Here is a 24376-nt window from a genome sequence, read left to right on the forward strand (position 1 = left end):
GGACGGCGCCACTCATCAGACAGGCCCTGGGCGCTGCTGAGCGCACGGGTCCGCTGCCGACGTAGGACGACATGACCGTCACCCACGTCGGCAGGACGACCCGGGGGCCGTCCGATGAACCGATGGACCCCTCGTGGAGTCGCAGCCGTGTCGAACGGGAGGAGCCCCCGTGGTGTGGAGGTCCAGTTCTGACGGCCGGCCCCTGCGGGCCGTACCGAACCCGGTGGGCGTTCCCTGTCCGACCCGGGAGGGGCCGCCCCGAAATATCCAGGAGGAACTGTCAGAGCGGTATGTCATGCTCGGCAGTGTGCAGACCATGTCCGTGAGTCCCGTGTTCGTCGGCCGCGAGGAAGAGCTGGCGGCGTTGGACGTCGCCCTGCGTCGGGCCGACCGCGCGGAGCCCCAGGCGCTCCTCGTCGGCGGTGAGGCCGGCGTGGGCAAGACGCGCCTGCTCGAGGAGTTCCTGGCCCGGGCGCAGGAGGCCGGGGCGGTCGCCGCGGTCGGTGCCTGCCTGGAGATCGGCGCCGACGGCCTGCCCTTCGCCCCGCTGGTCACCGCGCTGCGGACGCTCCACCGGGAGCTCGGGCCCGAGTTGCGGGCGGCTGCCGCGGGCCATGAGGGAGAGTTGGCCAGGCTCCTGCCCGATCTCGGCGAGGTGGCTCGGGAGTCCCACGACGAGGCGGGGCGCGGGCGGCTCTTCGAGCTGACCGTGGCGCTGCTGGAGAAGCTCTCCGAGCACCGCACCATCGTGCTCGCGGTGGAGGACCTGCACTGGGCCGGCCGGTCCACCCGGGACATGCTGGCCTTCCTCTTCCGTTCGGTGCAACGGGGCCGGCTGTTGATCGTGGCCACCTACCGGGCCGACGACCTGCACCGCAGGCACCCCCTGCGCCCGTTCCTCGCGGAGCTCGACCGGCTGCGCACCGTGGAGCGGTTGGAGCTCTCCCGGTTCACCCCCGAGGAGGTGGCCCGCCAGCTCGCCGGCATCCTCGCCGCCGAGCCGGACCAGGACCTGGTGAGCCGGGTCTACCGGTTGTCGGAGGGGAACGCGTTCTTCGTCGAGGAACTGGCGTGCAACCTCCACTCCGGCTGCACGAACATCAGCGACTCCCTGCGCGACCTGCTACTGGTCCGGGTCGAGGCGCTGCCCGAGGACACCCAGGCAGTGGTCAGGGTCGCCGCGGGAGGCGGGTCGCGGGTGGAGTACCCCCTGCTCGCAGCGGTGGCCGGGCTGCCCGAGGACGAGCTGCTCCACGCGCTGCGCCGGGCGGTCGGCGAGCACATCCTGGTCCCCACCGACGAGGGTGACGGCTACCGGTTCCGGCACGCACTGGTGCGGGAGGCCGTGGTGGACGACCTCCTGCCGGGGGAGCGCAGCCGGCTCGAGCGCCGTTATGCCGAAGCCCTGGAGGCGTCCCCCGAGCTGGTCCCCAGCGAGGAGCGGGCCGCACGGCTCGCCAGCTACTGGCACAACGCCCGGGACGCGGACAAGGCGCTTCCCGCCGCCCTGGAGGCGGCTCGGGTGGCCAGGCGGCGCAGCGCCTACTCCGAGCAGTTGGCCCTGCTGGAGCGGGCGCTCGAGCTGTGGGAGGCGGTCTCCCCGGAAACGCGCGAGTCGTTGCCCGGTGCCGGGGCGCCGGACGCCGTCTACCCGCCCTACGGCTCCCCCACAGCGGGCGACGCCCCGCTGTGCTACCTGGACCTGCTGGCCGAGACGACCGTGGCCGCCCGCCGGGCCAGCTCCTGGGAGCGGGCCCACCGGATGGTCAAGCTCGCCTTGCGCCAGCTCAACGCCGCCGACGACCCCCTGCGCACCGCCTGGTTCTGGACCCAGCGCTCGCACACCGTCACCGCCCTCGGGCTCGGTGACGGCAAGGAGGAGCTGCTCACCGCGCAGCGGCTGGTCGAGGGGCTGCCCCCGTCCGCCGTCCGGGCCGACGTGCTCAGCCGGGTCGCCACCTGGGACATGCTGCACGTCCCCACTCCCCACAGCGTGGAGATCGGGCAGGAGGCGGTGCGGCTCGCCGTGGAGGTGGGGGCCCCCGAGGTGGAGCTGCACGCCAGGATCAGCCTGGCCACCATGCAGTCCGAGCAGGAGCCGCCGCACGCCCAGATAGCCGAGCTCCAGGACCTGGTGCGCCGCGCCAGGGACCTGGGCAGTACCGACGTGCTGGCGCGCGGCTATACCAACCTCTCCTCCAGCCTGGAGGGCGCCGGCAGGTCCGCCGAGGCGGTCGAGGTGGCCGTGGCCGGTGTCGCCGTGGCCGACCGGTACCGCCTGTCCCGTGACAAGGGCGCGTTCATCCTGGGCAACCTCGTCGAGTCACTGATCTCCCTCGGCGAGTGGGAGGCCGCCGAGGCGAGGTACAAACAGGGCATCGAGTGGGTGCGCACCCTGCACACCAAGGGCTCCCTGGAGCTGCGCATGGCCACGCTGTCCCTGCTGCGGGACGAGCTGGCCGCGGCGGAGAAGTACACGGCCCTGGCCGTCGAGCACCTGGGCGGCTACCCACAGCCGCAGCACAAGGCGCCGTTGAGCGCCCTCCAGGTGGGCCTCGCTGCCCGCGGCAGGAGGTTCGCGCTGGCACGCAGCCGGCTCCTGGAGGCGCTCAAGCCCCCCGGTTTCCCTGCCGGCCTGGAGCGCTACGTGTGGCCGTTGCTGTTCCAGGGGGCGCGGGCGGAGGCCGAGTCGCTGGGGCTGCCGGGGTCGGAGCGGGAGCGCCCGGACGTACTGGCCCGCATCAGGGCCACCGCCGCCGACCTGCCGTGCCACGTGCCGGTGTGGTCCGCGTGGTCACTGATGCTGGAGGCCGAGCTGGCCAGGGCCGAGGGCTGCGCCGAGGTGGACCTCTGGGAACGGGCGGTGGGCGCACTGGAGCCGGTGGGTTGGCCGTATCCGGTCGCGGTCGCCAGACACCGGTTGGCCGAGGCGCTGCTCGGTGCGGGCGACAGGCGGCGCGGCGCCGGGGAACTGCGCCGGGCCGTGGCCACAGCCGACGCCCTGGGCGCCTCGGGGCTGTCCCGGGACGTCCGGCAGCTCGCCGACCGGGCGAGGATCGCGCTCACCGACGTCCCCAGGGAGCCGGAGGAACGGGAGCCGGAGTCCCCGGACTCCTCCCTGGGGCTGACCAGGCGGGAGGCCGAGGTGCTGCGGCTGGTGGCGGCCGGGCGCAGCAACCGGCAGATAGCCGAGGAGCTGTTCATTTCACCGAAGACGGTCAGCGTGCACGTGTCGAACATCCTGGGGAAGCTCAACGTCACCGGGCGTGGTGAGGCCGCCGCGCTCGTCCACCGGCTGGGTCTCTTCCAACCGGCGTGACCCCGGCCGGCGTCGGCTCACGGTGGGCGCTCGGGTGGGGGGAGCCGGCCGCCCCGCCGTCCGCGACGCCGGCTGTGACGGCTCCGGCCCGGTCAGTCGGTGCGGCGGGGACGGATCACCACGACCCCCGAGTCCAGGTCGATGGGGCCGCTGCCGGGGTCGGAGTCGCCGGGTTCGTCGCGGGTCAGGGCGAGGCGGTTGCGTTCGTCCTCGGCGTGCCTGCGCCCGGGTGCGAAGAGTTCCTCGAAGACGCCTCCGAGCATGTCGCCATCCGTTCGTCCGCGTGGGTGTCCCCGGCTCCGGCCGGAGCGGGCGTCCTTTCGGCCGCGAGGCCGTGGGGACCGTGGCTCGGTCCCATCGTAAGTTCGCCGTCGGCGTCTGGGCACCCTGCCAGCCTTCGGTGGTGCCCCGGGTGCGGGCACACCGCCCGGGAGCCCCACGACGGAGCATCCACGGCCTGGCTGCTCCGCCGTGAAGCCACACCGGCACGTCGTCGATCGGGGAGGAACCACCGCCGGTCAGCGCACGGTGAGGCGCAGGAGCCGGTCGTCCCCGTCCCGCGGCGCCCCGCGACCGTCGGTGTTGCTGGTGGTCAGCCACAGCGAGCCGTCGGGTGCGTGGACCACCGTGCGCAGCCGCCCGCGGTCGGTGACGAACGCCTTGGGCCTGCCGCTGACCCGGGTGCCGTCCAGGACGACCCGCCACAGCCGCTCTCCTCGCAGCGACGCCATCCAGATCGCTCCGTCGGCGTAGGCGATGCCGCTCGGTGACGCCTCGGCGGTGCGCCACTGGGCGACCGGGTTGATGTACTTCTTCTTCTTGGCCTCGTCGTCGGACATGCCCTCCACCACGGGCCAACCGTAGTTCCCGCCCGGACGGATCAGGTTGAGCTCGTCCCAGGTGTGCTGGCCGAACTCCGACGCCCACAACCTGCCCTGGGCGTCCCAGGCGAGACCCTGGACGTTGCGGTGGCCCAGGCTGTATACGACGGAGTCGGGGAAGGGGTTGCCTGGTGCGGGCTCGCCGTCGGGCCGCATCCGCAGGATCTTCCCGCCGAGCGACCTCTTGTCCTGGGCGAGGGACGACTCGTACCGCTCGCCGGTGCCCGCGTACAGCATGCCGTCCGGGCCGAACGCGATCCGCCCGCCGTTGTGGTTGGTGCCGCTGGGAATCCCGGTCAGCACGGGGGAGGGCCGTCCCAGTTGGTCGCCCTCGAGCCGCATCCGCACGATGCGGTTGTCCCGCGGGGAGGTGAGGTAGGCGTAGACGAGGTGGTCACGCTCGAAGGTCGGCGAGACCGCCAGGCCGAGCAACCCGCCCTCGCCCGCTCCGTCCGCGGTCCGAACCCCGGGGACGGTACCCACCGGCTCCTTGTCCCCGTCCTCGGTGACGCGTACCACCGCGGCGGTGTCCCGGGAGCCCACCAGGGCGGTTCCGTCCGGGAGGAAGGCCATCCCCCAGGGCGTCTTCAGGTTGCCCGTGATCGTCCCTGCCACGGTCACCTTGGGGGAGGACCCGGCCGGCGGCGCCGAGCCGGACGGGGAGACCCCGACGGTGGTGCGGGGCGTGGAGGCCGCGGACTTCGGGGCGTCGTCGCTCGAGGAGCAGGCGGCCGCGGCGAGCAGCGCCGCGGTGACGATCCCGGCCGCGGCACCGCGCACCGCGGCGCCGCGGCCGGTGACGTGGCGTGTGGGCGCGCTCCGGGGGGCGGTCTCCCCCGGAGTGGCCTTGCCCGTGCCCGCTCCTCGTGGGGTTCGGGCGGCGACTCGACGTGGTCCGTGGCGGTCCATGCCCCAAGCACAGCACGATTCGGCCGCGCGCACGCGGTGAACCGCTGGGCGCACCGCGCTGGCCCTCCCGCCGCCCCCTCTGCCGGGCGCCCTCGGCGCCCGCCCCTGCCTCTGCCCCCACCGTGCGCCCTGTGCGCCGGGGGGCGGCGCCGGTCAGTCCCAGGAGTCACGGGCCCGGGGCAGGGCCGCGATCTCCGCGAGGTCCCGTGCGGTCAACCGTACGTCGGCCGCCCCGGCGTTCTGTACGGCCCAGCGTTCTCGCTTGGTGCCCGGCACCGGCACCACCTGGACGCCCTGGGCGAGCACCCAGGCCAGCGCCACCTGTGCGGCCGTCACCCCGTGGCGTTCGGCGATCCGACGCAGACCGACCACGATCGGCTGGTTGGCGGCCATCATCTCCGCGGTGAACCGCGGGTGCCGGGCCCGCACGTCGTCCCGTTCGAAGCCCTCACCAGGCCGCAGTGTGCCGGTCAGGAACCCGTTGCCCAGCGGCATGGCGGCGAGCAGCCCCACCCCGCGGGCCGCGCACCAGGGCAGCAGGGTGTCGAGTGCCTCGGGGGACCACACGGAGAGCTCCGCCTGCACACAGGAGACGGGGAACACCTGTTGCGCGCACGAGAGGTTACTGAGCGTGTCCGAATGCACGTCTGCGCCTCTGTTCGCGCCCCCGCGCCGGTCGCCGCGCACCCCCACGGCGCAGAACCCGAGTGCGCGGACCTTACCCGCTGTGACCAGCTCCGACATGGCTCCCCAGGTCTCCGCGAGGGGTACTTCGGGGTCCACCCGGTGCAACTGGTAGAGGTCGATGACATCGGTCTGGAGCCTGCGCAGGGAGGCGTCACAGGCCCGCCGCACATACTCGGGACGGCCGTTCGCCACCAGGTGCTGTTCCCCCACCAGCAACCCGCACTTGGTGGACAGGAACGCGTTCTCCCTCCGCCCCCGCAACGCCCTTCCGACCAGCAGCTCGTTGGTGAAAGGACCGTACATGTCCGCTGTGTCCAGCAAAGTCACGCCGTGGTCAAGTGCGGCCCGCACCGCGCGCAGTGACTCCTCCCCGCTCCGTTTCGAGGCGCTGTACGCCCAGCTCATGGGCATGCAGCCCAGTCCCACGGCGCCCACTTCGAGAGTCGCCGCACCTATTCTCCTGAGCTCCACCCGGCCGTCCTTCCGCAACTCCCCATACCGGTGGAGTCACCAAACTAACGTTTGGTGACTAGCCTCCTGGCATGGCTACGACGAAACGCATCTGGCTCTCCCTCTCGCCCGGCGAAATCGAAGGTCTGCCCGAGGGGCCGGAATACGGCCACTGGGACGGAGAAGAAGAACTCCCCCCTGGAATCGAGGACGTGGAATTCTTCGTACCGCCCTATGTGAAGGGGGAGCGCGCCGTGCCGCTGCTGCGCCGGATGCGGAGACTCAGGGTGGTGCAGACGCTTACCGCGGGTGTCGACAACCTGCTGCCGCACATTCCTGACGGGGTCACGCTCTGCAACGCCCGCGGCGTGCACGAGGCCAGCACCGCGGAGCTCGCGCTGACCCTCGTCCTGTCGTCGCTGCGCGGCGTCCCCCGTTTCGTCCGGGGGCAGGACGCGGAGCGGTGGTACGCCGGCTTCTATCCGGCGCTCGCCGACCGCACGGTGCTCATCGTGGGTTACGGCGCCATCGGCTCCGCCATCGAGGACCGGCTCACGCCCTTCGAGTGCGACGTGGAACGGGTCGCACGCACCGCCCGCACCACCGAACGCGGCCCCGTGCGCCCCCACGACGACCTGCCACACCTGCTGCCCAGGGCGGATGTCGTGATCGTCGTCACACCGCTCACCGAGGCCACCCGTGGTCTGGTGGACGCCGGGTTCCTGGCCCGGATGAAGGACGGCGCGCTGCTGGTGAACGTGTCCCGGGGAGCGGTGGTGGACACCGGGGCGCTGCTCCGGGAGCTGGAGGCCGGCCGGCTGCACGCCGCCGTGGACGTCACCGATCCTGAGCCGCTGCCCCCCGGGCACCCCCTGTGGCACGCGCCCAACATCCTCATCAGTCCCCACGTGGGTGGCAGCAGCACCGCATTCCTCCCGCGTGCGCGACGTCTGGTTCGCGCCCAGGTTCGGCGCTATCTCTCCGAAGAACCACTGGAAAATGTCATTGTCATGAGCTGACTTGCCTTATTTCAGCGAGAAGAAGGCGTTTGACGGCCCTTTGACTGCACTGAGTGTCTGCACCACCCGATTTGGTTACGCTGAGTGCATTGGCTATGTCCCTGAGTGACCAACCTGGTGTATCGTCACGGAGCGGGGATGCACCGTAACTCCCAATTACCCGGGGGTGAGTGCGGACGCCGGAATAAGCCCAACGAGTCACGGACCCAAGGGGGGCGACGGGCGATGTGCGGCCAATGGACCAAGAACTGGACCGGTAACTGCCGAAACACCAACCCGACGCGGGATCGGATCCGAGTGCACCGGTCCGAGGGCACCGGGAAGGGCGGGAAGTGAAGTGAGCTCGCCCAGCATTGTCCTGAGCCGGGCGCCGGTGGCCACCGGCCGTCCCGGGCTGCTGCCGCCCGTGCTGGTGGCCCTGCTGTGCATCGCCTACGCCGCGGGTTCCGCCGCCGGCTGGGGCACGGCCTTCCTCGCCGCGGTCATGGGCGACTTCGGGCTGAGTGCGGCCTCGCTGTGCGCGGGGGCGTCCTGCCTGTGGTACGCGCACCGGTCCCCCGGCTGCAGCCGGCCGGCCTGGGTGCTCTTCGCCACCTCGTCGTTCATGGTGGCCACCGGCAACGCCGTGTGGGGTTGGTACGAGGTCGTCCTCGACCGCCCGGTGCCCTCGGTGTCGCTGGCCGACTGCTTCTTCCTGCTGTTCGCCCCGCCGGCCATCGTCGGCCTGCTGGTGCTGGCCAAGCGGCCCTACACCCGGCTCGGCTGGGTCTGCCTCGGGCTCGACAGCTGGCTGATCTCCGGGTCGCTGATCACCCTGACCTGGAGCCTGGCGCTGGCGCACACCGCGGACTCCAGCTCGGGGGACTCGCTGCGCACGGCGATCACCCTCGCCTACCCGCTGCTGGACATCGTCATGGTCAGCATGGTGCTGGCACTGCGCTTCCGCCGCTCGTCCGCCAACCGGGCGGCGGTGAACACCGCGCTCGCCGCGCTCGCCGTCACCGTGCTGTGCGACGCGCTCTTCACCACCCCGGTGCTGCGGGACAGCTACCGCTCGGGACAGCTCCTGGACGCCGGGTGGTTCAGCGGCAGCATGATGCTGGCCTACGCACCCTGGGTCAGCGCCCGCGAGGACGCGGCCAGGGCGACCCGCAGGATGCGCGCCGCGGTGGTCACCCAGCCGGTGCGCCGGGTGGCTGGCGCGCTGACCGCGCTGACCCCGTACGTCGCCGCCGCGGTGTGCAGCCTGGGCATCATCTACAGCGCCCTGCACGGCCGCCGGGTGGACCGCGTGGTGCTGCTGACCTGCTGCCTGGTGGTGCTCGCGCTGGCGATCCGGCAGGGCATCATGCTGTTGGACAACATCTCGCTCACCCAGGAGCTGGCGCAGAAGGAGAACCACTTCCGCTCCCTGGTGCAGGGCTCGAGCGACGTCATCATGATCGCTACCCCCACCGGCGTGCTGCGCTACGTCAGCCCCGCCTCCCAGGGGGTCTACGGGCGGTCCCCGCAGGACCTGGTCGGCACCGAGTTCGCCCGGCTGGTCCACCCGGCCGACCTGGGCCCGTTGCTCAGGGAGCTGCGCCGTTTCCTCACCGCGCCACCGTCGGAGGAGGCGGCCACCCGCATCGAGTGCCGCATCCGCTCCGGCAACGGCACCTGGCTGCACGTGGAGTCCACAGTCAACCGGCACCAGGACGGGTTGATCTTCAACTGCCGGGACGTCACCGAGCGGGTGAGGCTCCAGGCGCAGTTGCAGCACAGCGCCTCCCACGACGCGCTCACCGACCTGCCCAACCGGGCGCTGTTCACCGAACGGGTCCGCCAGGCGCTCGGTGGCCGCAGGACGGGCGACGGGGTGGCCGCGGTGCTCTTCATCGACCTGGACGGCTTCAAGGCCGTCAACGACACCGTGGGACACCAGGCGGGGGACGAGCTCCTGGTGCACGCCGCCCGCCGGCTCCAGGAGGCGGTCCGGGCGGCGGACACCGTGGCCAGGTTCGGGGGTGACGAGTTCGCCGCGCTCGTCTGCGGCGGCAGCGAGGACCGCTACCTGCGCGAGTTCCAGATCCGTGAGGTCGCCGACCGGATCAGGCTCTCCCTCTCTGAGCCCTACCGGGTGGCCGGCACCACGGTGCGGGTGGCGGCCAGCATCGGGGTGGCGTTCGCCGAGCCCGGCATCACCTGCACCGAGCTGATGCGCAACGCCGACCTGGCGATGTACCGCGCCAAGTCCGCCGGCAAGGGCCGCGTGGAGATGTACGTCCCGCAGATGCAGGCGGACGTGGTGCGCCGCACCGAGCTGGCCGGGCGGCTGCGGGCCGCACTGCACGAGGGCGAGTTCGCCCTGCTGCACCAGCCCGTGGTGGACCTGGTCACCGGCAGGATCTCCATCGTCGAGGCCCAGGCCAGGTGGCGGTCAGCCCAGGGCATCCTGCTCACCCCGGCGGAGTTCCTGCGGATGGCCGAGGACTCCGGCCGCACCGCCGAGCTCAGCCGCTGGCTCGTGGGAGAGGCCGTGGAGCAGGCCGCGGACCGGCGCCGGGCCGGGTACCGCACCCCCGTGGCGGTGCGGATCTCCGCCAAGCGACTGCTCGACCGGGGCGTGCCGGACGACGGCATCGAGGCGGTCGTCCGCCGCCTCGGACTGGCCCCCGACGGCCTGGTGCTCGAGGTCTCGGAGAGCGACCCGCGCGACTCCATGGAGGAGCTCCAGCGGCGTCTGGAGGGTCTCAAGCGGATGGGGGTGCGGATCGCCCTGGACTGCTTCGGCGCGGGCTCCGGATCGATGACCGCCCTGCGCCGGCTCCCGGTGGACATAGTCAAGATCGACCGCAGTTTCGTGGAGGGCGTGCTGGAGTGCGACCGGCTCTACAAGCTCACCGCCGGGATGCTCCGGCTCGCCACCGAGCTGGGTCTGACCACCATCGCCGACGGGGTGGACACCCCGGAGCAGGCACAGGCGCTGCGGGCCATGGGCTGCACCTACGCCCAGGGCCTGGTCTTCTCCGGGCCCCTGGAGCACAAGCAGCTCGAGCACGCCCTCGCGGCCGGCGCCTACCCGGTGCCACATGCGTCCCCGCCCGCGGTGGTGCCCGCCGGAGCGCTCCCCGCCCACCACCTTCCTGGCTCGCATGATGAGACGTCCGTCCCACCGGCTTGACACTCCGCACGATGTCGGAGGAAGGTCGGTGCCATGCGCACCCGAATTCTCGTACTCGGCTGGCGCGTCGGCTGATCCTGGGCGGTCCCGTCCCAGTGATCCCCAAGCTGACGCGCTCCCCTCGCTTGCCCAAGGGCACGAGGGGTTTTTTGTTTGCCGAGAAACCCCACCTTCCCCACCAGCACCACCTCTCGAGAAGAGAAGGCAGATGACCGAGCAGGCCACCGGGACCCATCATCCGCAGCCGCGGGGCCGCAACGCGGCGCAGCCCTCCGCCCCCGCCGAGCGGCTCACCGGGGCGCAGTCCCTCATCCGCGCCCTGGAGGAGGTCGGGGCCGACACCGTCTTCGGTATCCCCGGCGGGGCGATCCTCCCCGCCTACGACCCGCTGCTCGACTCCTCGCGGGTGCGCCACGTGCTGGTCCGCCACGAGCAGGGCGCCGGGCACGCGGCCACCGGCTACGCGCAGGCCACCGGCCGGGTCGGTGTCTGCATGGCGACGTCGGGACCGGGGGCCACCAACCTGGTGACCCCCATCGCCGACGCCCACATGGACTCCGTCCCGCTGGTCGCGATCACCGGGCAGGTCGCCACCCAGGCCATCGGCACCGACGCCTTCCAGGAAGCGGACATCTGCGGCATCACCATGCCGATCACCAAGCACAACTTCCTGGTCACCGACGCCGACGACATCCCGCGGACCATCGCTGAGGCGTTCCACATCGCCTCCACGGGGCGCCCGGGCCCGGTCCTGGTGGACATCGCCAAGGACGCCCTCCAGGCGCAGACCACCTTCCGCTGGCCCCCGGCGACCGACCTGCCGGGGTACCGGCCGGTGACCAAGCCGCACGCCAAGCAGATCCGCGAGGCGGCGCGCATGATCACCGCGGCGAAGCGCCCGGTGCTGTACGTCGGCGGCGGTGTGCTCAAGGCCCGGGCCACCGCGGAGCTGCGGGTCCTGGCCGAGCTGACCGGAGCACCGGTGGTGACCACGCTGATGGCGCTCGGAGCGTTCCCGGACAGCCACCCGGCACACCTGGGCATGCCCGGGATGCACGGCTCGGTGCCGGCCGTCGCGGCGCTGCAGAAGGCGGACCTGCTGGTCGCGCTCGGCGCCCGGTTCGACGACCGGGTCACCGGTCGGCTGGACACCTTCGCCCCGGGGGCCAAGGTGGTCCACGCCGACATCGACCCGGCGGAGATCTCCAAGAACCGGCTGGCGGACGTCCCGATCGTCGGCGACGCCCGGGAGGTCATCGCCGACCTGGTCGTCGCGGTGCAGGCGGAGCACGACGCCGGCCGCAAGGGCGACTACTCGGAGTGGTGGAACCGGCTGAAGGACTGGAAGCACACGTACCCCATCGGGTACGACGCCCCGGCGGACGGCAGTCTCTCCCCGCAGCAGGTCATCGAGCGCATCGGTCAGCTCTCGAGCGAGGACACGATCTACGCCGCCGGGGTGGGGCAGCACCAGATGTGGGCCTCGCAGTTCATCTCCTTCGACAAGCCCGGCACCTGGCTGAACTCGGGCGGCCTGGGCACCATGGGGTACGCGGTCCCCGCGGCCATGGGTGCCCTGGCCGGCCGCCCGGACGCCACGGTCTGGGCGATCGACGGCGACGGCTGCTTCCAGATGACCAACCAGGAGCTGGTCACCTGTGCGCTGAACAACATCCCGATCAAGGTCGCGATCATCAACAACGGCGCGCTGGGCATGGTCCGCCAGTGGCAGACGCTCTTCTACGGGCAGCGCTACTCCAACACCGCGCTGCACAGCGGCCCCGACTCGCTCGACTCCGGCACCGGCCGGGCCCCCGCCGGGACCCGGGTCCCCGACTTCGTCAAGCTGGCCGAGGCCATGGGCTGCCACGGCCTGCGCTGCGAGAGCCCGGACCAGCTCGACGCGGTGATCGAGAAGGCACTGGCGCTGAACGACGCACCGGTGGTCGTGGACTTCATCGTGCACCAGGACGCCATGGTGTGGCCGATGGTCGCCGCGGGCGCCTCCAACGACGAGATCATGGCCGCCCGCGATGTCCGTCCGGACTTCGGCGACTCCGACGACTGACCCGACGAGGAACGGAAGAACCCGACCATGTCCAAGCACACGCTCTCCGTCCTCGTGGAGAACAAGCCCGGGATCCTGGCCAGGATCGCCGCGCTGTTCTTCCGCCGCGGCTTCAACATCGACTCGCTCGCCGTCGGGACCACCGAGCACCCGGACATCTCCCGGATCACCATCGTGGTGAGCGTCGAGGAACTGCCCCTGGAGCAGGTCACCAAGCAGCTCAACAAGCTGGTCAACGTGTTGAAGATCGTTGAGCTCGACCCGTCGTCGGCGATCCGGCGGGAACTGGTCCTGGTGAAGGTCCGGGCCGACAACGAGACGAGATCGCAGATCGTGGAGATCGTCCAGCTCTTCCGGGCCAAGACGGTGGACGTCTCACCCGACGCGGTCACCATCGAGGCCACCGGCAGCGGCGACAAGCTGGAGGCGATGCTGAAGATGCTGGAGCCGTACGGGATCAAGGAACTGGTCCAGTCCGGCGTGGTCGCCATCGGTCGCGGCGGGCGGTCCATCACCGACCGGTCGCTGCGCGCGCTGGACCGCTCGGCGTAGTCCCCACGGGGCCCGGGCACGGCCCCGGGCCCGGCTGGGCCGGACCCACGGGGACCCCACCGGGTCCCGGCGTCCCCGGGCCGCGTCCGCCGTCGGCACCCACTGCCGCGGGCGCGCGCCACGTACCGAGCAACACCCCCACCCCGCGGCATACGGTGTGACGCACCACTCGTGAACGACGCACCATCCGCGAACGACGCACCATTCGTGAACAAGGAGAACTCCGAAGTGGCCGAGCTGTTCTACGACGACGCCGCCGACCTGTCCATCATCCAGAACCGCAAGGTCGCGGTCCTCGGCTACGGCAGCCAGGGCCATGCCCACGCGCTGTCCCTGCGTGACTCGGGCGTCGACGTCCGGGTGGGCCTGCCGGAGGGCTCCAAGTCCCGGGCCAGGGCCGAGGAGCAGGGGCTGCGGGTGGTCACCGCCGCCGAGGCGGCAGCCGAGGCTGACGTGATCATGGTCCTGGTTCCGGACCCGATCCAGGCGGACGTGTACAATGAGTCGATCGCCCCGCACCTGAAGGACGGCGACGCCCTGTTCTTCGGGCACGGCTTCAACATCCGTTTCGGTTTCATCAAGCCCCCGGCCGGCGTGGACGTGTGCATGGTCGCCCCCAAGGGCCCGGGCCACCTGGTGCGCCGGCAGTTCGAGGAGGGGCGCGGGGTGCCGTGCATCGCCGCGGTGGAGCAGGACGCCACCGGCAAGGCGTTCGAGCTGGCCCTGTCCTACGCCAAGGGCATCGGCGGCACCCGGGCCGGCGTGATCAAGACCACCTTCACCGAGGAGACCGAGACCGACCTCTTCGGTGAGCAGGCGGTCCTCTGCGGTGGTGCCTCGGCCCTCGTCAAGGCGGGCTTCGACACCCTGGTCGAGGCCGGTTACCAGCCGGAGATCGCCTACTTCGAGTGCCTGCACGAGCTGAAGCTGATCGTCGACCTGATGTACGAGGGCGGCCTGGAGAAGATGCGCTGGTCGATCTCGGAGACGGCCGAGTGGGGCGACTACGTCACCGGCCCGCGCATCGTCACCGACGAGACCCGGGCCGAGATGAAGAAGGTTCTCGCCGAGATCCAGGACGGAAGTTTCGCCAAGAGCTGGATGGCCGAGTACAAGGCGGGACTGCCCAAGTACAACGAGTACAAGAAGGCGGACGCCGAGAGCACCCTGGAGACCACCGGCCGAAAGCTGCGCAAGCTGATGAGCTGGATGGACGAGGAGGCATAGGCTGCCCCAGGCCGACGGCAGGCCCGCCCCCGGTCAGCGCCCAGCGCTGGTCGGGGGCGGGCCTGCTCCCTTGCCGCCCCGATGACGCGGCGGCGGATTCGGCCGAACGGCGCGGGAACGTCTCGGCGGGGTGACTAGACTGCGAGTAGCGCGTCAGGCTCACAGCGTCGTGCGTCTTCCACGCGGACATCCCTATCGCCATCGCCCGCAGCGCGGCCGAAGGGACCGGTCGTGCGCGAAGGAGCAAGCGAGGACCACGTGAGCACAGCAACCTCTCGGGGGATTCCCCCCGTGCCCCCGAAGCCTGTCGTACTCATCGCCGAAGAGCTGTCGCCCGCCACCGTGGACGCCCTGGGGCCGGACTTCGAGATCCGCCACTGCAACGGTGCCGACCGGGCCGAGCTGCTGCCGGCCATCGCCGATGTGGACGCCGTCCTGGTCCGCAGCGCCACCAAGGTGGACGCCGAGGCCATCGCCGCCGCACAGCGGCTGAAGGTGGTCGCCCGCGCGGGTGTGGGTCTGGACAACGTCGACGTCTCCGCCGCCACCAAGGCCGGGGTGATGGTGGTGAACGCCCCGACGTCGAACATCGTCACCGCCGCGGAGCTCGCCTGCGGCCTGCTGATCGCCACCGCCCGCAACATCGCCCCGGCCAACGCCGCGCTCCGCAACGGTGAGTGGAAACGCAGCAAGTACACCGGCGTCGAGCTCAGCGAGAAGGTGCTCGGCGTGGTGGGCCTGGGGCGGATCGGCGTCCTGGTCGCGCAGCGCATGTCGGCGTTCGGCATGAAGGTCGTGGCCTACGACCCCTATGTGCAGGCGGCCCGCGCCGCCCAGATGGGGGTGCGCCTGCTGAGCCTGGACGAGCTGCTCGAGGTCTCCGACTTCATCACCGTCCACCTGCCCAAGACCCCGGAGACCATCGGTCTGATCGGCGAGGACGCGCTGCGCAAGGTCAAGCCCTCGGTGCGGATCGTCAACGCCGCCCGCGGCGGGATCGTGGACGAGGAGGCGCTGGCCAGCGCCCTGAAGGAGGGCCGGGTCGCGGGCGCGGGGCTGGACGTCTTCGCCAAGGAGCCGTGCACCGACTCCCCGCTGTTCCAGTTCGACAACGTGGTGGCCACCCCGCACCTGGGCGCCTCCACCGACGAGGCACAGGAGAAGGCGGGTGTCGCGGTCGCCAGGTCGGTGCGGCTCGCCCTCGCGGGCGAGCTGGTCCCGGACGCGGTGAACGTGCAGGGCGGGATCATCGCCCAGGACGTGCGCCCCGGGCTCCCGTTGGCCGAGCGGCTGGGGCGGATCTTCACCGCGCTGGCCGGCGAGGTGGCGGTCCGGCTCGACGTGGAGGTGCGCGGCGAGCTGACCCAGCACGACGTGAAGGTGCTGGAGCTGGCGGCGCTCAAGGGTGTGTTCGCGGACGTGGTGGCGGAGACCGTCAGCTATGTGAACGCGCCGCTCTTCGCCCAGGAGCGCGGTGTCGAGGTGCGGCTGACGACCAGCAACGAGAGCCCGGAGTTCCGCAACGTGGTCACCGTGCGAGGCACCCTGGCCAGCGGCGACGAGGTCTCGGTCGCCGGGACGCTGATCGGTCCCAAGCACGCCCAGAAAATCGTCGGGATCGGGGAGTACGACGTGGACCTCGTGCTCAGCGACCACATGGCGTTCCTGGCCTACGAGGACAGGCCGGGCGTGGTGGGCACTCTGGGCCGGATCATCGGCGAGGCGGGCATCAACATCGCCGGCATGCAGGTGGCCAGGGCCGCCCAGGGCGGTGAGGCCCTGGTGGCGCTCACCGTGGACAGCGAGATCCCGCAGTCGGTGCTGACCGAGGTGGCCGGGGAGATCGGCGCCACCTCGGCGCGCGTGGTGAACCTGGCGGACTGAGCGTCCCCACCTCACGTCCCACCTGCCGTGCCCCACCCCCCCCGCGGGGGGTGGGGCACGGCCGTTTCCCGGGGGGGCGGAGCCGCGGGGGAGCGCTCCCGTCTCAGATAGTAGGAAACCCTAGTAACTGGCGAGACAACCGGGCTGTCTGCCCTTAGCGTGGAGTTGTCCGACCGTGCGGCGCGTGTCCGCTGGACCCAGCCGACGCGCCGCTCCCCGGTGCCGCAACAGGCCACCCTCCGCCCCTGCCCACCACCCCGGGTCCTCCCGCGCGGAATCCGCCGCCACCTGCCACCCATGCGGGCGCGGTCCGCCACCCGTCGGGGTCGGACGTTCCCCTCCGCTGTGAGAAGCAACCCGTCTGCCGTACCCACCTGCCGTGAAACGGAGTGAGCCATGGACGACAACGCCCGCAAGCGCGCCACCGAGGCCCTCCAGCGTGCGCTGGACCGCCGGGACAACGGGGGCGAGACCGGCCACGCCCAGGGCGAGGACAACGACTGAGCCCGACCTGCCGGCACCCGGCCCGGCCCCGGCGGCGGGGTCAGCGGGCGACCCGGGCCAGGGTGAAGCGGTCCACCAGCGCGCCGGTGTCGGTGAACGCGGAGACCTCCAGCCGGGTGGTGGCCCCGCGGGGTGCGGGAACCGCCTCCACCTTCAGGAACGAGTACCCCGGGTAGCGCACCCGGGACCACTCCACCACCTCGGCGTCGCGCTCCCCGGTCTCCGTCCAGCGGTACGTCGCCACCTGCTCCGTGGGGCGGCCGTGGCCGGCGTGGTGGCTCGGCGCGGGGAACCCGTACAGGCCCCGTCCCCCGCCACCGGCGGTGACGTACACGGTGCCGTCGGTCTGCGGGCGGACGGTGGCGCCGACCGGGACCCGGGCGGTCACCGCGTTCGAGCGCACCGCGTCGGTGCGCTCGTAGACGTGGTTGTGCCCGTTGACCACCAGGTCCACCCGGTACCGGTCGAACAGCGGGACCCAGTGCTCCCGCACACCCCCGTCCGAGGCGTGGTCGCGGGTGGTGGAGTAGGCGCAGTGGTGGAAGAAGACCACCACGAAGTCGATGTCCTCCAGGGCCCGCAGGCGAGCCAGTTCCCGGTCGAGCCAGGCGGTCTGCCGGCCGCCGGTGTAACCGAGGTTGGCCGGGATCTCGTAGGAGACGTCGTTGGCGTCCAGGGCCACCACCGCGACGTTGCCGTAGCGGAAGGAGTAGGCCCCGGGGGCCAGCGCGGGCAGCGGTCCGCTGTCGGGGAAGGTGAAGCGCGCCTGGTCCCCGCCGTAGCCGGTGGGGGAGTACCACGCTTCCATGTCGTGGTTGCCGGTGGTGACCATCCACGGCACCCGGGAGGCCACGGGTTCGGTCTGGGTGAAGAACACGTCCCAGGTGCGCGGGTCGTAGGCGTCGCTGGTGGCGCCGTACCCGCTGGTGTCGGCGTAACAGATGTCCCCCGCGTGCAGGTGGAACGCCGGGTCCTGGGCCAGCACCAGGCTGTCGTTGGCCACGGCGTGGGGGCCCACGCCCTGGTCACCGAAGGCGGTGAAGCAGAACCGGGTCCTGGCACCGGCGGGGGGAGCGGTGGTGAACGAGCCGATCGCGCCGAGGGCCGGGGACGACGCGGGGTCGAAGCCGTCGTGTCCCACCGCGTAGAAGTAGGTGGTGCCGGGCCGCAGCCCGTCCACCGCCACGTGCAGGTAGTACTGCTCCACCGGGCCCGCCTTCGGACCGAGCGCCGGGGTGTGCAGGGCGCACACCCTGGCGGGTAGCCGCCGGTCCAGTTCCCAGGGCCGCAGGCCGATCCGGGCGAACGGCCGACGGACCGCGACGGGGACCTGCCAGGACACCCGGACCTGGGTCCGCGGATCGGCGCCGAACGCGAGGTGCCGGCCGAAGGGGGCGACGGCGACGCCGCGTGCCACCCCGGTGGCCGGCCTGTCGAGCAGCGTCGGGCCGGCGGGGACGACGGCCCCGGCCGGGCGGGTGAGCAGGGTGTCGGCGCCCACCGCGGCACCGGCGACCACCGCGCCCCGGCGCAGCACCCCGCGTCGGGTGGGCACCGTCTCGCGCAGGTAGGCGTGCTGCTCGGCCATGCTCAGCCGCTTCGAGGGGTGCGGCGGGCCCGAATCTGTGCTCCTCATGCCACAGGAATGTGGCATACCAGGCAAAGCGGCTGAAGTGTGACACGATGTCTACGGCCATCCGGGAAATGCCTGGCACCCCGAACGGCGTCCATATCGTGGACGAGCCGTGTCATAGACCGGGACGCCCACTAGCATGCCGCGCATGTCACGCACCCTCCACCTCGCAGTCATTCCCGGTGACGGTATCGGCCAGGACGTGGTGGCCGAAGGCCTCAAGGTCCTCGACGCCGTCCTGCCCGAGACGGTCCGGGTGGAGACCACCGGATACGACCTCGGCGCCAGCCGCTACCACGCCACCGGGGAGACCCTGCCCGACGGTGTGCTCAAGGAGCTCCAGAGCCACGACGCCATCCTGCTCGGCGCGATCGGGGACCCCACGGTCCCGGCCGGGGTGCTCGAGCGGGGACTGCTGCTGAAGCTGCGGTTCGCCTTCGACCACCACGTGAACCTGCGCCCGGCCCGCCTCTTCCCCGGGGTGGACTCCCCGCTCGCCGCCCACCGCGCCGACGGCGCCGCCCCGGGCGGGCCGGAGATCGACTTCGTGGTGGTGCGGGAGGGCACCGAGGGCCCCTACGTGGGCAACGGCGGCCGGCTGCGCGCCGGCACCCCGCACGAGGTGGCCACCGAGGTGAGCCTGAACACGGCGTTCGGCATCGAACGGGTGGTCCGCGACGCCTTCGCCCGGGCCAAGGCCCGTCCCCGCCGCAAGCTGACCCTGGTCCACAAGACCAACGTGCTGGTGCACGCCGGCCACCTGTGGGACGAGATCTTCCAGCGGGTGGCCACGGAGTTCCCCGAGGTCACCACCGACTACCTGCACGTGGACGCGGCGACCATCTTCCTGGTGACCCAGCCGGAACGGTTCGACGTCATCGTCACCGACAACCTCTTCGGCGACATCCTCACCGATCTCGCCGCGGCCATCACCGGTGGCATCGGCCTCGCGGCCAGCGGCAACATCAACCCCAGCGGTGCCTTCCCGTCCATGTTCGAGCCGGTGCACGGCTCGGCCCCGGACATCGCCGGTACCGGCAAGGCGGACCCCACCGCCACCGTCCTCTCGGTCGCGCTGATGCTGCGGCACCTCGGACTCCCCGAGGAGGCCGCCAGGATCGAGTCCGTGGTCGCCGCGGACCTCTCCTCACGCCCGGGTGCGGCCCCGCGGACCACCTCGCAGATCGGCGACGCGCTCGCGTCCGCCGTGGCCGGCTGACCGAGCCGGCGGTCACGGACCGGTCGGGGGCGCCGCACGGCCGGCGGCCCCGACGGGTCGTTCCCGGCCCGCAGCCGTTCGTCGGGGCCGGGCCGCCCGCGGGTCCCTCGGCCACCGCCCGAGCGGCGTGGCGGTGCCCGGCCGGCCCCGGTCGCCCCCTTGGTCCGGTACGTTCCGAGGCTGGGATATCCAGCGGAGGGATGCGACCATCGTCCCAGGGACGCGACCCGCGCCTTTTGCCACGTCTGGCCTGCCGCTTCGCGGTGGCACCCCGGCACCCCCCTGCCCGAGGTGTCGCCGTCCGACCATAAGCTAGGACGTCCGAGTACCGGTGGGGCGGGTGCGGTCCACCACTACACAGGTGAAGGACACGAAGATGACCACGCCCTCGAGCGCACAGGCCCCCCTGACCATCGAACGGAAGCCTTCGGCGCAGCCGCTGCCCGCCGCCGAGCGCGAGGCCCGGCTGGCCAACCCCGGTTTCGGCCGGGTCTTCACCGACCACATGGTGACGATCCGCTGGACCTCGGGCCGTGGCTGGCACGATGCCCAGTTGGTGCCCTACGGACCGTTGGAGATCGATCCTTCCAACATGGCCCTGCACTACGGGCAGTCGATCTTCGAGGGACTCAAGGCGTACCGGCAGCCGGACGGCGGGGTGGCGACGTTCCGCCCTGACCAGAACGCCGTCCGCTTCCGCAGGTCCGCCCGTCGCCTGGCCATGCCCGAGCTGCCCGAGGAAACGTTTGTGGCCGCGGTGGAGGCCCTGGTCACCCAGGACGAGGCGTGGGTGCCCAGCAAGCCGGAGCAGAGCCTGTACCTGAGGCCCTTCATGTTCGCCATGGAGAGCGGCCTCGGCGTCAAGCCGGCGGACGAGTACCTGTTCATGCTCATCGCCTCGCCGGCCGGCGCCTACTTCAGCGGTGGGATCAAGCCAGTCTCGGTCTGGCTGTCCCGGGAGTACGTCCGGGCGGCGCCGGGCGGCACCGGGGAGGCCAAGTGCGCGGGGAACTACGCCGCCTCCCTGGTGGCCCAGGCGCACGCCGCGGAGCAGGGCTGCGACCAGGTGGTCTGGCTGGACGCCGCCGAGCACCGCTGGGTGGAGGAGATGGGGGGGATGAACCTGTACTTCGTCTACGGGGCCGGTCCCGGGGCGCGGCTGGTCACGCCCGAGCTGACCGGTGCCCTGCTGCCCGGGGTCACCCGCGACTCCCTGCTCACGCTCGCGTCCGACCTCGGCTACCAGTCGGGCGAGGGGCGGATCAGCGTGGAGGAGTGGCAGCAGGGGAACGCGGACGGCTCGCTGACCGAGGTCTTCGCGTGTGGCACGGCCGCGGTGATCACCCCCGTGGGGACGGTGAAGTCGACCGCGGCGAACTGGACGGTCGCCGACGGCGGGCCGGGTGAGATCACCATGCGGCTGCGGAAGGCCCTCCTGGACATCCAGACCGGCGGCGCCCCCGACCCGTACGGCTGGATGCACCGCATCCTCTGACGACGCCGGCCCTGAGCCCCCGGCCCGACCGGGGGCTCAGGGAGCCGGTTGCCCGGTCGCGACCGAGGGGCCGCGGTCCACGGGCGGCGGCCCCCGGAGCCTCCACCCGTGACACACACCGAAGCGACCGCATCCTGAGACGATTGTCCGCTTCGAGGCGAGGTGTGCCAGACTGGCGCCGTGCACTCGCTCGCCGTGATGATTATTGGCAGCAGGCGCGCCGGTCCGCAGTGACCGCTCCGGCAGACCCAGCACGGCAGCGGCCATCGTGTCCCAGACCCGCGCGCAGACCTCTCGCACCCGCGAGGGGTCGTTTCGTTTTTACGGCACCCCGACCGGCCCATCGGCAGGACGGCGCAGCGCGCGGCCAGGAGGCACAGTGGTACCGGGATCTTCTCTCGACCCGGATCCCGACAGGAGAGTCCAGCCATGACGGGCACCACGTCCCGCCGTCCCCACGACGGCTTCCACGTCTTCGACACCACGCTGCGCGACGGAGCCCAGCGTGAGGGCATCACCCTCACCGTCGCCGACAAGCTCACCATCGCCCGTCACCTGGACGACTTCGGCGTGGGCTTCATCGAGGGCGGTTGGCCGGGAGCCAACCCCAGGGACACCGAGTTCTTCGCCCGGGCCAGGACGGAGCTGGGCCTGCGGCACGCGCAACTCGTCGCGTTCGGCGCCACTCGCCGGGCCGGGGTCAGGGTCGAGGACGACCCGCAGGTGGCGGCGCTGCTGGAGTCCGGTGCCCCGGTGGTGACGGTGGTGGCCAAGTCACACGACCGGCACGTGGAGCTGGCGCTACGGACCACCCTGGAGGAGAACCTGGCCATGGTCCGGGACACGGTGGGCCACCTGCGGGCCCACGGCCGGCGGGTGTTCGTCGACTGCGAGCACTTCTTCGACGGGTACCGCGCCAATCCCGAGTACGCCAAGGCGGTGGTCCGTGCCGCCCACACCGCGGGCGCCGACGTGGTGGTGCTCTGCGACACCAACGGCGGGATGTTGCCGGCGCAGGTCCACGCGGTGGTCAGCCTGGTGCACGAGGACACCGGCGCGCGCCTCGGCATCCACGCCCAGGACGACACCGGGTGCGCCGTGGCGAACACCCTGGCCGCGGTGGACGGGGGAGCGACCCACGTGCAGTGCACCGCCAACGGCTACGGTGAGCGGGTCGGCAACGCCAACCTGTTCCCGGTGGTGGCAGCCCTCGAGCTCAAGTACGACCGGCGGGTGCTGCCCGAGGGCTGCCTGTCCGAGATGACGCGGATCTCCCACGCCATCGCCGAGGTGGTCAACCTGGTCCCGTCCACCCACCAGCCCTACGTCGGGGTCTCCGCGTTCGCCCACAAGGCCGGGCTGCACGCCTCGGCGATCAAGGTGGACCCGGACCTGTACCAGCACATCAGCCCGGAGCTGGTGGGCAACAGCATGCGGATGCTGGTCTCCGACATGGCCGGGCGGGCCTCGATCGAGCTCAAGGGGAAGGAGCTGGGGTACGACCTGTCGGCCGACCGCGAGCTGCTCGGCCGGATCGTGGAGCGGGTCAAGGAGCGGGAGAGCGCCGGCTACACCTACGAGGCCGCAGACGCCTCGTTCGAACTGCTGCTGAGGGACGAGTCCGAACGCCACAGGACCGGCGAACCGGCCGCCCGCTACTTCCGCGTCGAGTCCTGGCGGGCCATCGTGGAGGACCGCCCCGACGGGACCCACGCCAACGAGGCCACCGTCAAGCTCTGGGCCAAGGGGGAGCGCCTGGTCAGCACGGCCGAGGGCAACGGACCGGTGAACGCCCTGGACAAGGCGCTGCGGCTGGCGCTGGAGCGCACCCACCCGGAGCTCGCCGGAATGGACCTGGTGGACTACAAGGTCCGCATCCTGTGGGGCGAGCAGGGGACCAAGTCGGTCACGCGGGTGCTGGTGGAGATGACCGACGGCCGCGGGGAGTGGTCCACGGTCGGTGTCGGCACCAACGTCATCGCGGCATCCTGGCAGGCGCTGGACGACGCGTACACCTACGGCCTGCTCCGTGCCGGGGTGCGGCCCGGGGGGTGAGCGGCACGGCGCCGGTTCCACCGGGGGGAGGCCGGGGTTCCGGCCCCGGCCGGCCCTCTGGTCTACGAGCGTAGAAGCAGGCATCATGTGAGCGCTCCCCACCTTCGGCCCACCGTGGGTCCCTGGAGGAAGGACTTGTCATGGCCGCGATAACAAGTTCCATGCGTGTGCGCGCCGCAGTGGGTGCCGGCGCGATGGCCGCCACCCTGATGTTCGCTCCCGGAGTAGGGCTGGCCTCCACCACCGAGGCGCACGCGGTCACCAAGCTGAGCCACTCCGAGGCCGCCAGCATGTTCCGCTCGTCGGGGATCACCTGGTCCTCCAGCGGGAACTGCTCCGACCGGTACAACTCCACCTGCACCTCGTTCGAGCAGATCAACCTCACCACGGTGCAGGGTGCCCAGACCCTGAAGAGCGCCAGCGGCTGTGCCCTGAACATCACCGGCGGCACCGAGACCGGCCACGCCAGCGGCACCTACAGCCACTGGAACGGCTACAAGCTCGACATGAGCCTGTCCACCTGTCTCAACAACTACGTGACCGGCAACTTCTCGTACATCGGCAGTTCCAAGTGGCAGTCCGGGTCGGGGAACGTCTACTACCGCGAGGGCGACCACTGGGACATCACGTACTACAACTGCGGCGGCTGCTAGGGACTGACCCGGCCAGCGCCGTCCGCCCGGGGGGCCCGCCAGCCACGCGCCCCCCGGGCAGCAATGAGAAATCCCCGTACGGCCACGAGCCGTACGGGGACGCTGTGCGTACGCGCTAGCGCAACCGCGCCATCAGGGCGTGTTCGACGAGGGTGATGAGGGTGGATTTGGTTTCTGAGCGGTTGCGTGCGTCGGTGGTGATGATGGGGGTGTCGGTGGGGATCTGGAGGGCGTCGCGGACTTCGTCGGGTTGGTAGGGCTGTTGTCCGTTGAAGCCGTTGAGGGCGATGACGAAGGGGAGTCCGCTGTTCTCGAAGTAGTCGACTGCGGGGAAGCAGTCGGCGAGGCGGCGGGTGTCGACGAGGACGACGGCGCCGATGGCGCCGCGGACGAGGTCGTCCCACATGAACCAGAAGCGGTCCTGTCCTGGGGTGCCGAAGAGGTAGAGGATGAGGTCTTCGTCCAGGGTGATGCGGCCGAAGTCCATGGCGACCGTGGTGGTGGTCTTGTCGGGGGCGTGGGTGAGGTCGTCTATGCCGGCGGAGGCGGAGGTCATGACGGCCTCGGTGCGCAGCGGATTGATCTCCGACACGGCGCCGACGAATGTCGTCTTGCCGACGCCGAACCCGCCCGCGATCACGATCTTCGCAGACGTGGT

The 24376-nt window shown here is 71.6% G+C and carries 16 protein-coding genes; 11 read left to right on the forward strand and 5 right to left on the reverse strand.

Annotation, left to right across the window (positions count from 1 at the left end):
• Positions 1–295: 295 nt before the first annotated feature.
• Positions 296–3319, forward strand: coding sequence for a helix-turn-helix transcriptional regulator (locus tag A3IG_RS0110315; protein WP_018383485.1), 3024 nt, complete (start codon positions 296–298; stop codon positions 3317–3319).
• Between the two features lie 92 nt (positions 3320–3411).
• On the opposite strand, the gene A3IG_RS34530 is transcribed toward A3IG_RS0110315, so the two are convergent.
• From A3IG_RS34530 to A3IG_RS0110330, 3 genes are all read right to left on the reverse strand, one after another.
• Positions 3412–3582 carry a DUF6191 domain-containing protein gene (locus A3IG_RS34530; protein ID WP_018383486.1) on the reverse strand — a complete coding sequence of 57 codons (171 nt, stop codon included), beginning with the start codon at positions 3580–3582 and terminating at the stop codon, positions 3412–3414.
• Between the two features lie 255 nt (positions 3583–3837).
• Positions 3838–4980 carry a PQQ-dependent sugar dehydrogenase gene (locus tag A3IG_RS0110325; protein WP_018383487.1) on the reverse strand — a complete coding sequence of 381 codons (1143 nt, stop codon included), beginning with the start codon at positions 4978–4980 and terminating at the stop codon, positions 3838–3840.
• Positions 4981–5262: 282 nt separating this feature from the next.
• Complete coding sequence (locus A3IG_RS0110330) at positions 5263–6267, reverse strand: aldo/keto reductase (protein WP_078500257.1); 1005 nt, start codon at positions 6265–6267, stop codon at positions 5263–5265.
• A 71-nt stretch (positions 6268–6338) separates the two neighbouring features.
• On the opposite strand from A3IG_RS0110330, the gene A3IG_RS0110335 reads away from it, so the two are divergent.
• From A3IG_RS0110335 to serA, 6 genes are all read left to right on the forward strand, one after another.
• Positions 6339–7265, forward strand: a complete 927-nt coding sequence (locus A3IG_RS0110335) for a 2-hydroxyacid dehydrogenase (RefSeq protein WP_026220110.1) — start codon at positions 6339–6341, stop codon at positions 7263–7265.
• Between the two features lie 337 nt (positions 7266–7602).
• Positions 7603–10428, forward strand: a complete 2826-nt coding sequence (locus A3IG_RS0110340; protein WP_040911179.1) for a putative bifunctional diguanylate cyclase/phosphodiesterase — start codon at positions 7603–7605, stop codon at positions 10426–10428.
• 208 nt (positions 10429–10636) lie between these two features.
• Complete coding sequence (locus tag A3IG_RS0110345) at positions 10637–12496, forward strand: acetolactate synthase large subunit (protein WP_018383491.1); 1860 nt, start codon at positions 10637–10639, stop codon at positions 12494–12496.
• Positions 12497–12523: 27 nt separating this feature from the next.
• The gene (gene ilvN, locus A3IG_RS0110350) at positions 12524–13048 is read left to right on the forward strand and encodes an acetolactate synthase small subunit (protein WP_018383492.1); all 525 of its coding nucleotides are present in this window, start codon (positions 12524–12526) and stop codon (positions 13046–13048) included.
• 228 nt (positions 13049–13276) lie between these two features.
• Positions 13277–14275 carry a ketol-acid reductoisomerase gene (ilvC, locus tag A3IG_RS0110355; RefSeq protein WP_018383493.1) on the forward strand — a complete coding sequence of 333 codons (999 nt, stop codon included), beginning with the start codon at positions 13277–13279 and terminating at the stop codon, positions 14273–14275.
• A gap of 291 nt (positions 14276–14566) precedes the next feature.
• Complete coding sequence (gene serA, locus A3IG_RS0110360) at positions 14567–16159, forward strand: phosphoglycerate dehydrogenase (protein WP_018383494.1); 1593 nt, start codon at positions 14567–14569, stop codon at positions 16157–16159.
• Positions 16160–16703: 544 nt separating this feature from the next.
• On the opposite strand, the gene A3IG_RS0110370 is transcribed toward serA, so the two are convergent.
• On the reverse strand, positions 16704–18299 hold the full coding sequence (locus A3IG_RS0110370) for a purple acid phosphatase family protein (protein ID WP_026220112.1): 1596 nt from the start codon (positions 18297–18299) through the stop codon (positions 16704–16706).
• Between the two features lie 145 nt (positions 18300–18444).
• On the opposite strand from A3IG_RS0110370, the gene A3IG_RS0110375 reads away from it, so the two are divergent.
• The 4 genes from A3IG_RS0110375 to A3IG_RS0110390 all read left to right on the forward strand — a co-directional run bounded on the left by A3IG_RS0110375 (position 18445) and on the right by A3IG_RS0110390 (position 23718).
• Positions 18445–19515 carry a 3-isopropylmalate dehydrogenase gene (locus A3IG_RS0110375; protein WP_018383497.1) on the forward strand — a complete coding sequence of 357 codons (1071 nt, stop codon included), beginning with the start codon at positions 18445–18447 and terminating at the stop codon, positions 19513–19515.
• A 376-nt stretch (positions 19516–19891) separates the two neighbouring features.
• Entirely contained in the window at positions 19892–21010 is a 1119-nt protein-coding gene (locus A3IG_RS0110380; RefSeq protein ID WP_018383498.1) for a branched-chain amino acid aminotransferase, read from the forward strand.
• A gap of 429 nt (positions 21011–21439) precedes the next feature.
• Entirely contained in the window at positions 21440–23065 is a 1626-nt protein-coding gene (gene cimA / locus A3IG_RS0110385) for a citramalate synthase (RefSeq protein ID WP_018383499.1), read from the forward strand.
• 161 nt (positions 23066–23226) lie between these two features.
• The gene (locus tag A3IG_RS0110390) at positions 23227–23718 is read left to right on the forward strand and encodes a hypothetical protein (protein WP_018383500.1); all 492 of its coding nucleotides are present in this window, start codon (positions 23227–23229) and stop codon (positions 23716–23718) included.
• 115 nt (positions 23719–23833) lie between these two features.
• Here the strand turns inward: A3IG_RS0110390 and A3IG_RS0110395 are convergent.
• The coding region (locus A3IG_RS0110395) for a GTP-binding protein (protein ID WP_018383501.1) at positions 23834–24376 on the reverse strand (543 nt) is incomplete at its 5' end.

It is taken from the genome of Wenjunlia vitaminophila DSM 41686, assembly GCF_000380165.1.
Taxonomy (GTDB): Bacteria; Actinomycetota; Actinomycetes; order Streptomycetales; family Streptomycetaceae; genus Wenjunlia; species Wenjunlia vitaminophila.

What these genes read in the sequence shown, in the direction of transcription:
- A3IG_RS0110315 (WP_018383485.1), top strand. Translation starts at nt 296, where the DNA reads ATGCTCGGCAGTGTGCAGACCATGTCCGTGAGTCCCGTGTTCGTCGGC.
- A3IG_RS34530 (WP_018383486.1), bottom strand. Translation starts at nt 3,582, where the DNA reads ATGCTCGGAGGCGTCTTCGAGGAACTCTTCGCACCCGGGCGCAGGCAC.
- A3IG_RS0110335 (WP_026220110.1), top strand. Translation starts at nt 6,339, where the DNA reads ATGGCTACGACGAAACGCATCTGGCTCTCCCTCTCGCCCGGCGAAATC.
- A3IG_RS0110345 (WP_018383491.1), top strand. Translation starts at nt 10,637, where the DNA reads ATGACCGAGCAGGCCACCGGGACCCATCATCCGCAGCCGCGGGGCCGC.
- ilvN (WP_018383492.1), top strand. Translation starts at nt 12,524, where the DNA reads ATGTCCAAGCACACGCTCTCCGTCCTCGTGGAGAACAAGCCCGGGATC.
- A3IG_RS0110370 (WP_026220112.1), bottom strand. Translation starts at nt 18,299, where the DNA reads ATGAGGAGCACAGATTCGGGCCCGCCGCACCCCTCGAAGCGGCTGAGC.
- A3IG_RS0110375 (WP_018383497.1), top strand. Translation starts at nt 18,445, where the DNA reads ATGTCACGCACCCTCCACCTCGCAGTCATTCCCGGTGACGGTATCGGC.
- A3IG_RS0110380 (WP_018383498.1), top strand. Translation starts at nt 19,892, where the DNA reads ATGACCACGCCCTCGAGCGCACAGGCCCCCCTGACCATCGAACGGAAG.
- cimA (WP_018383499.1), top strand. Translation starts at nt 21,440, where the DNA reads ATGACGGGCACCACGTCCCGCCGTCCCCACGACGGCTTCCACGTCTTC.
- A3IG_RS0110390 (WP_018383500.1), top strand. Translation starts at nt 23,227, where the DNA reads ATGCGTGTGCGCGCCGCAGTGGGTGCCGGCGCGATGGCCGCCACCCTG.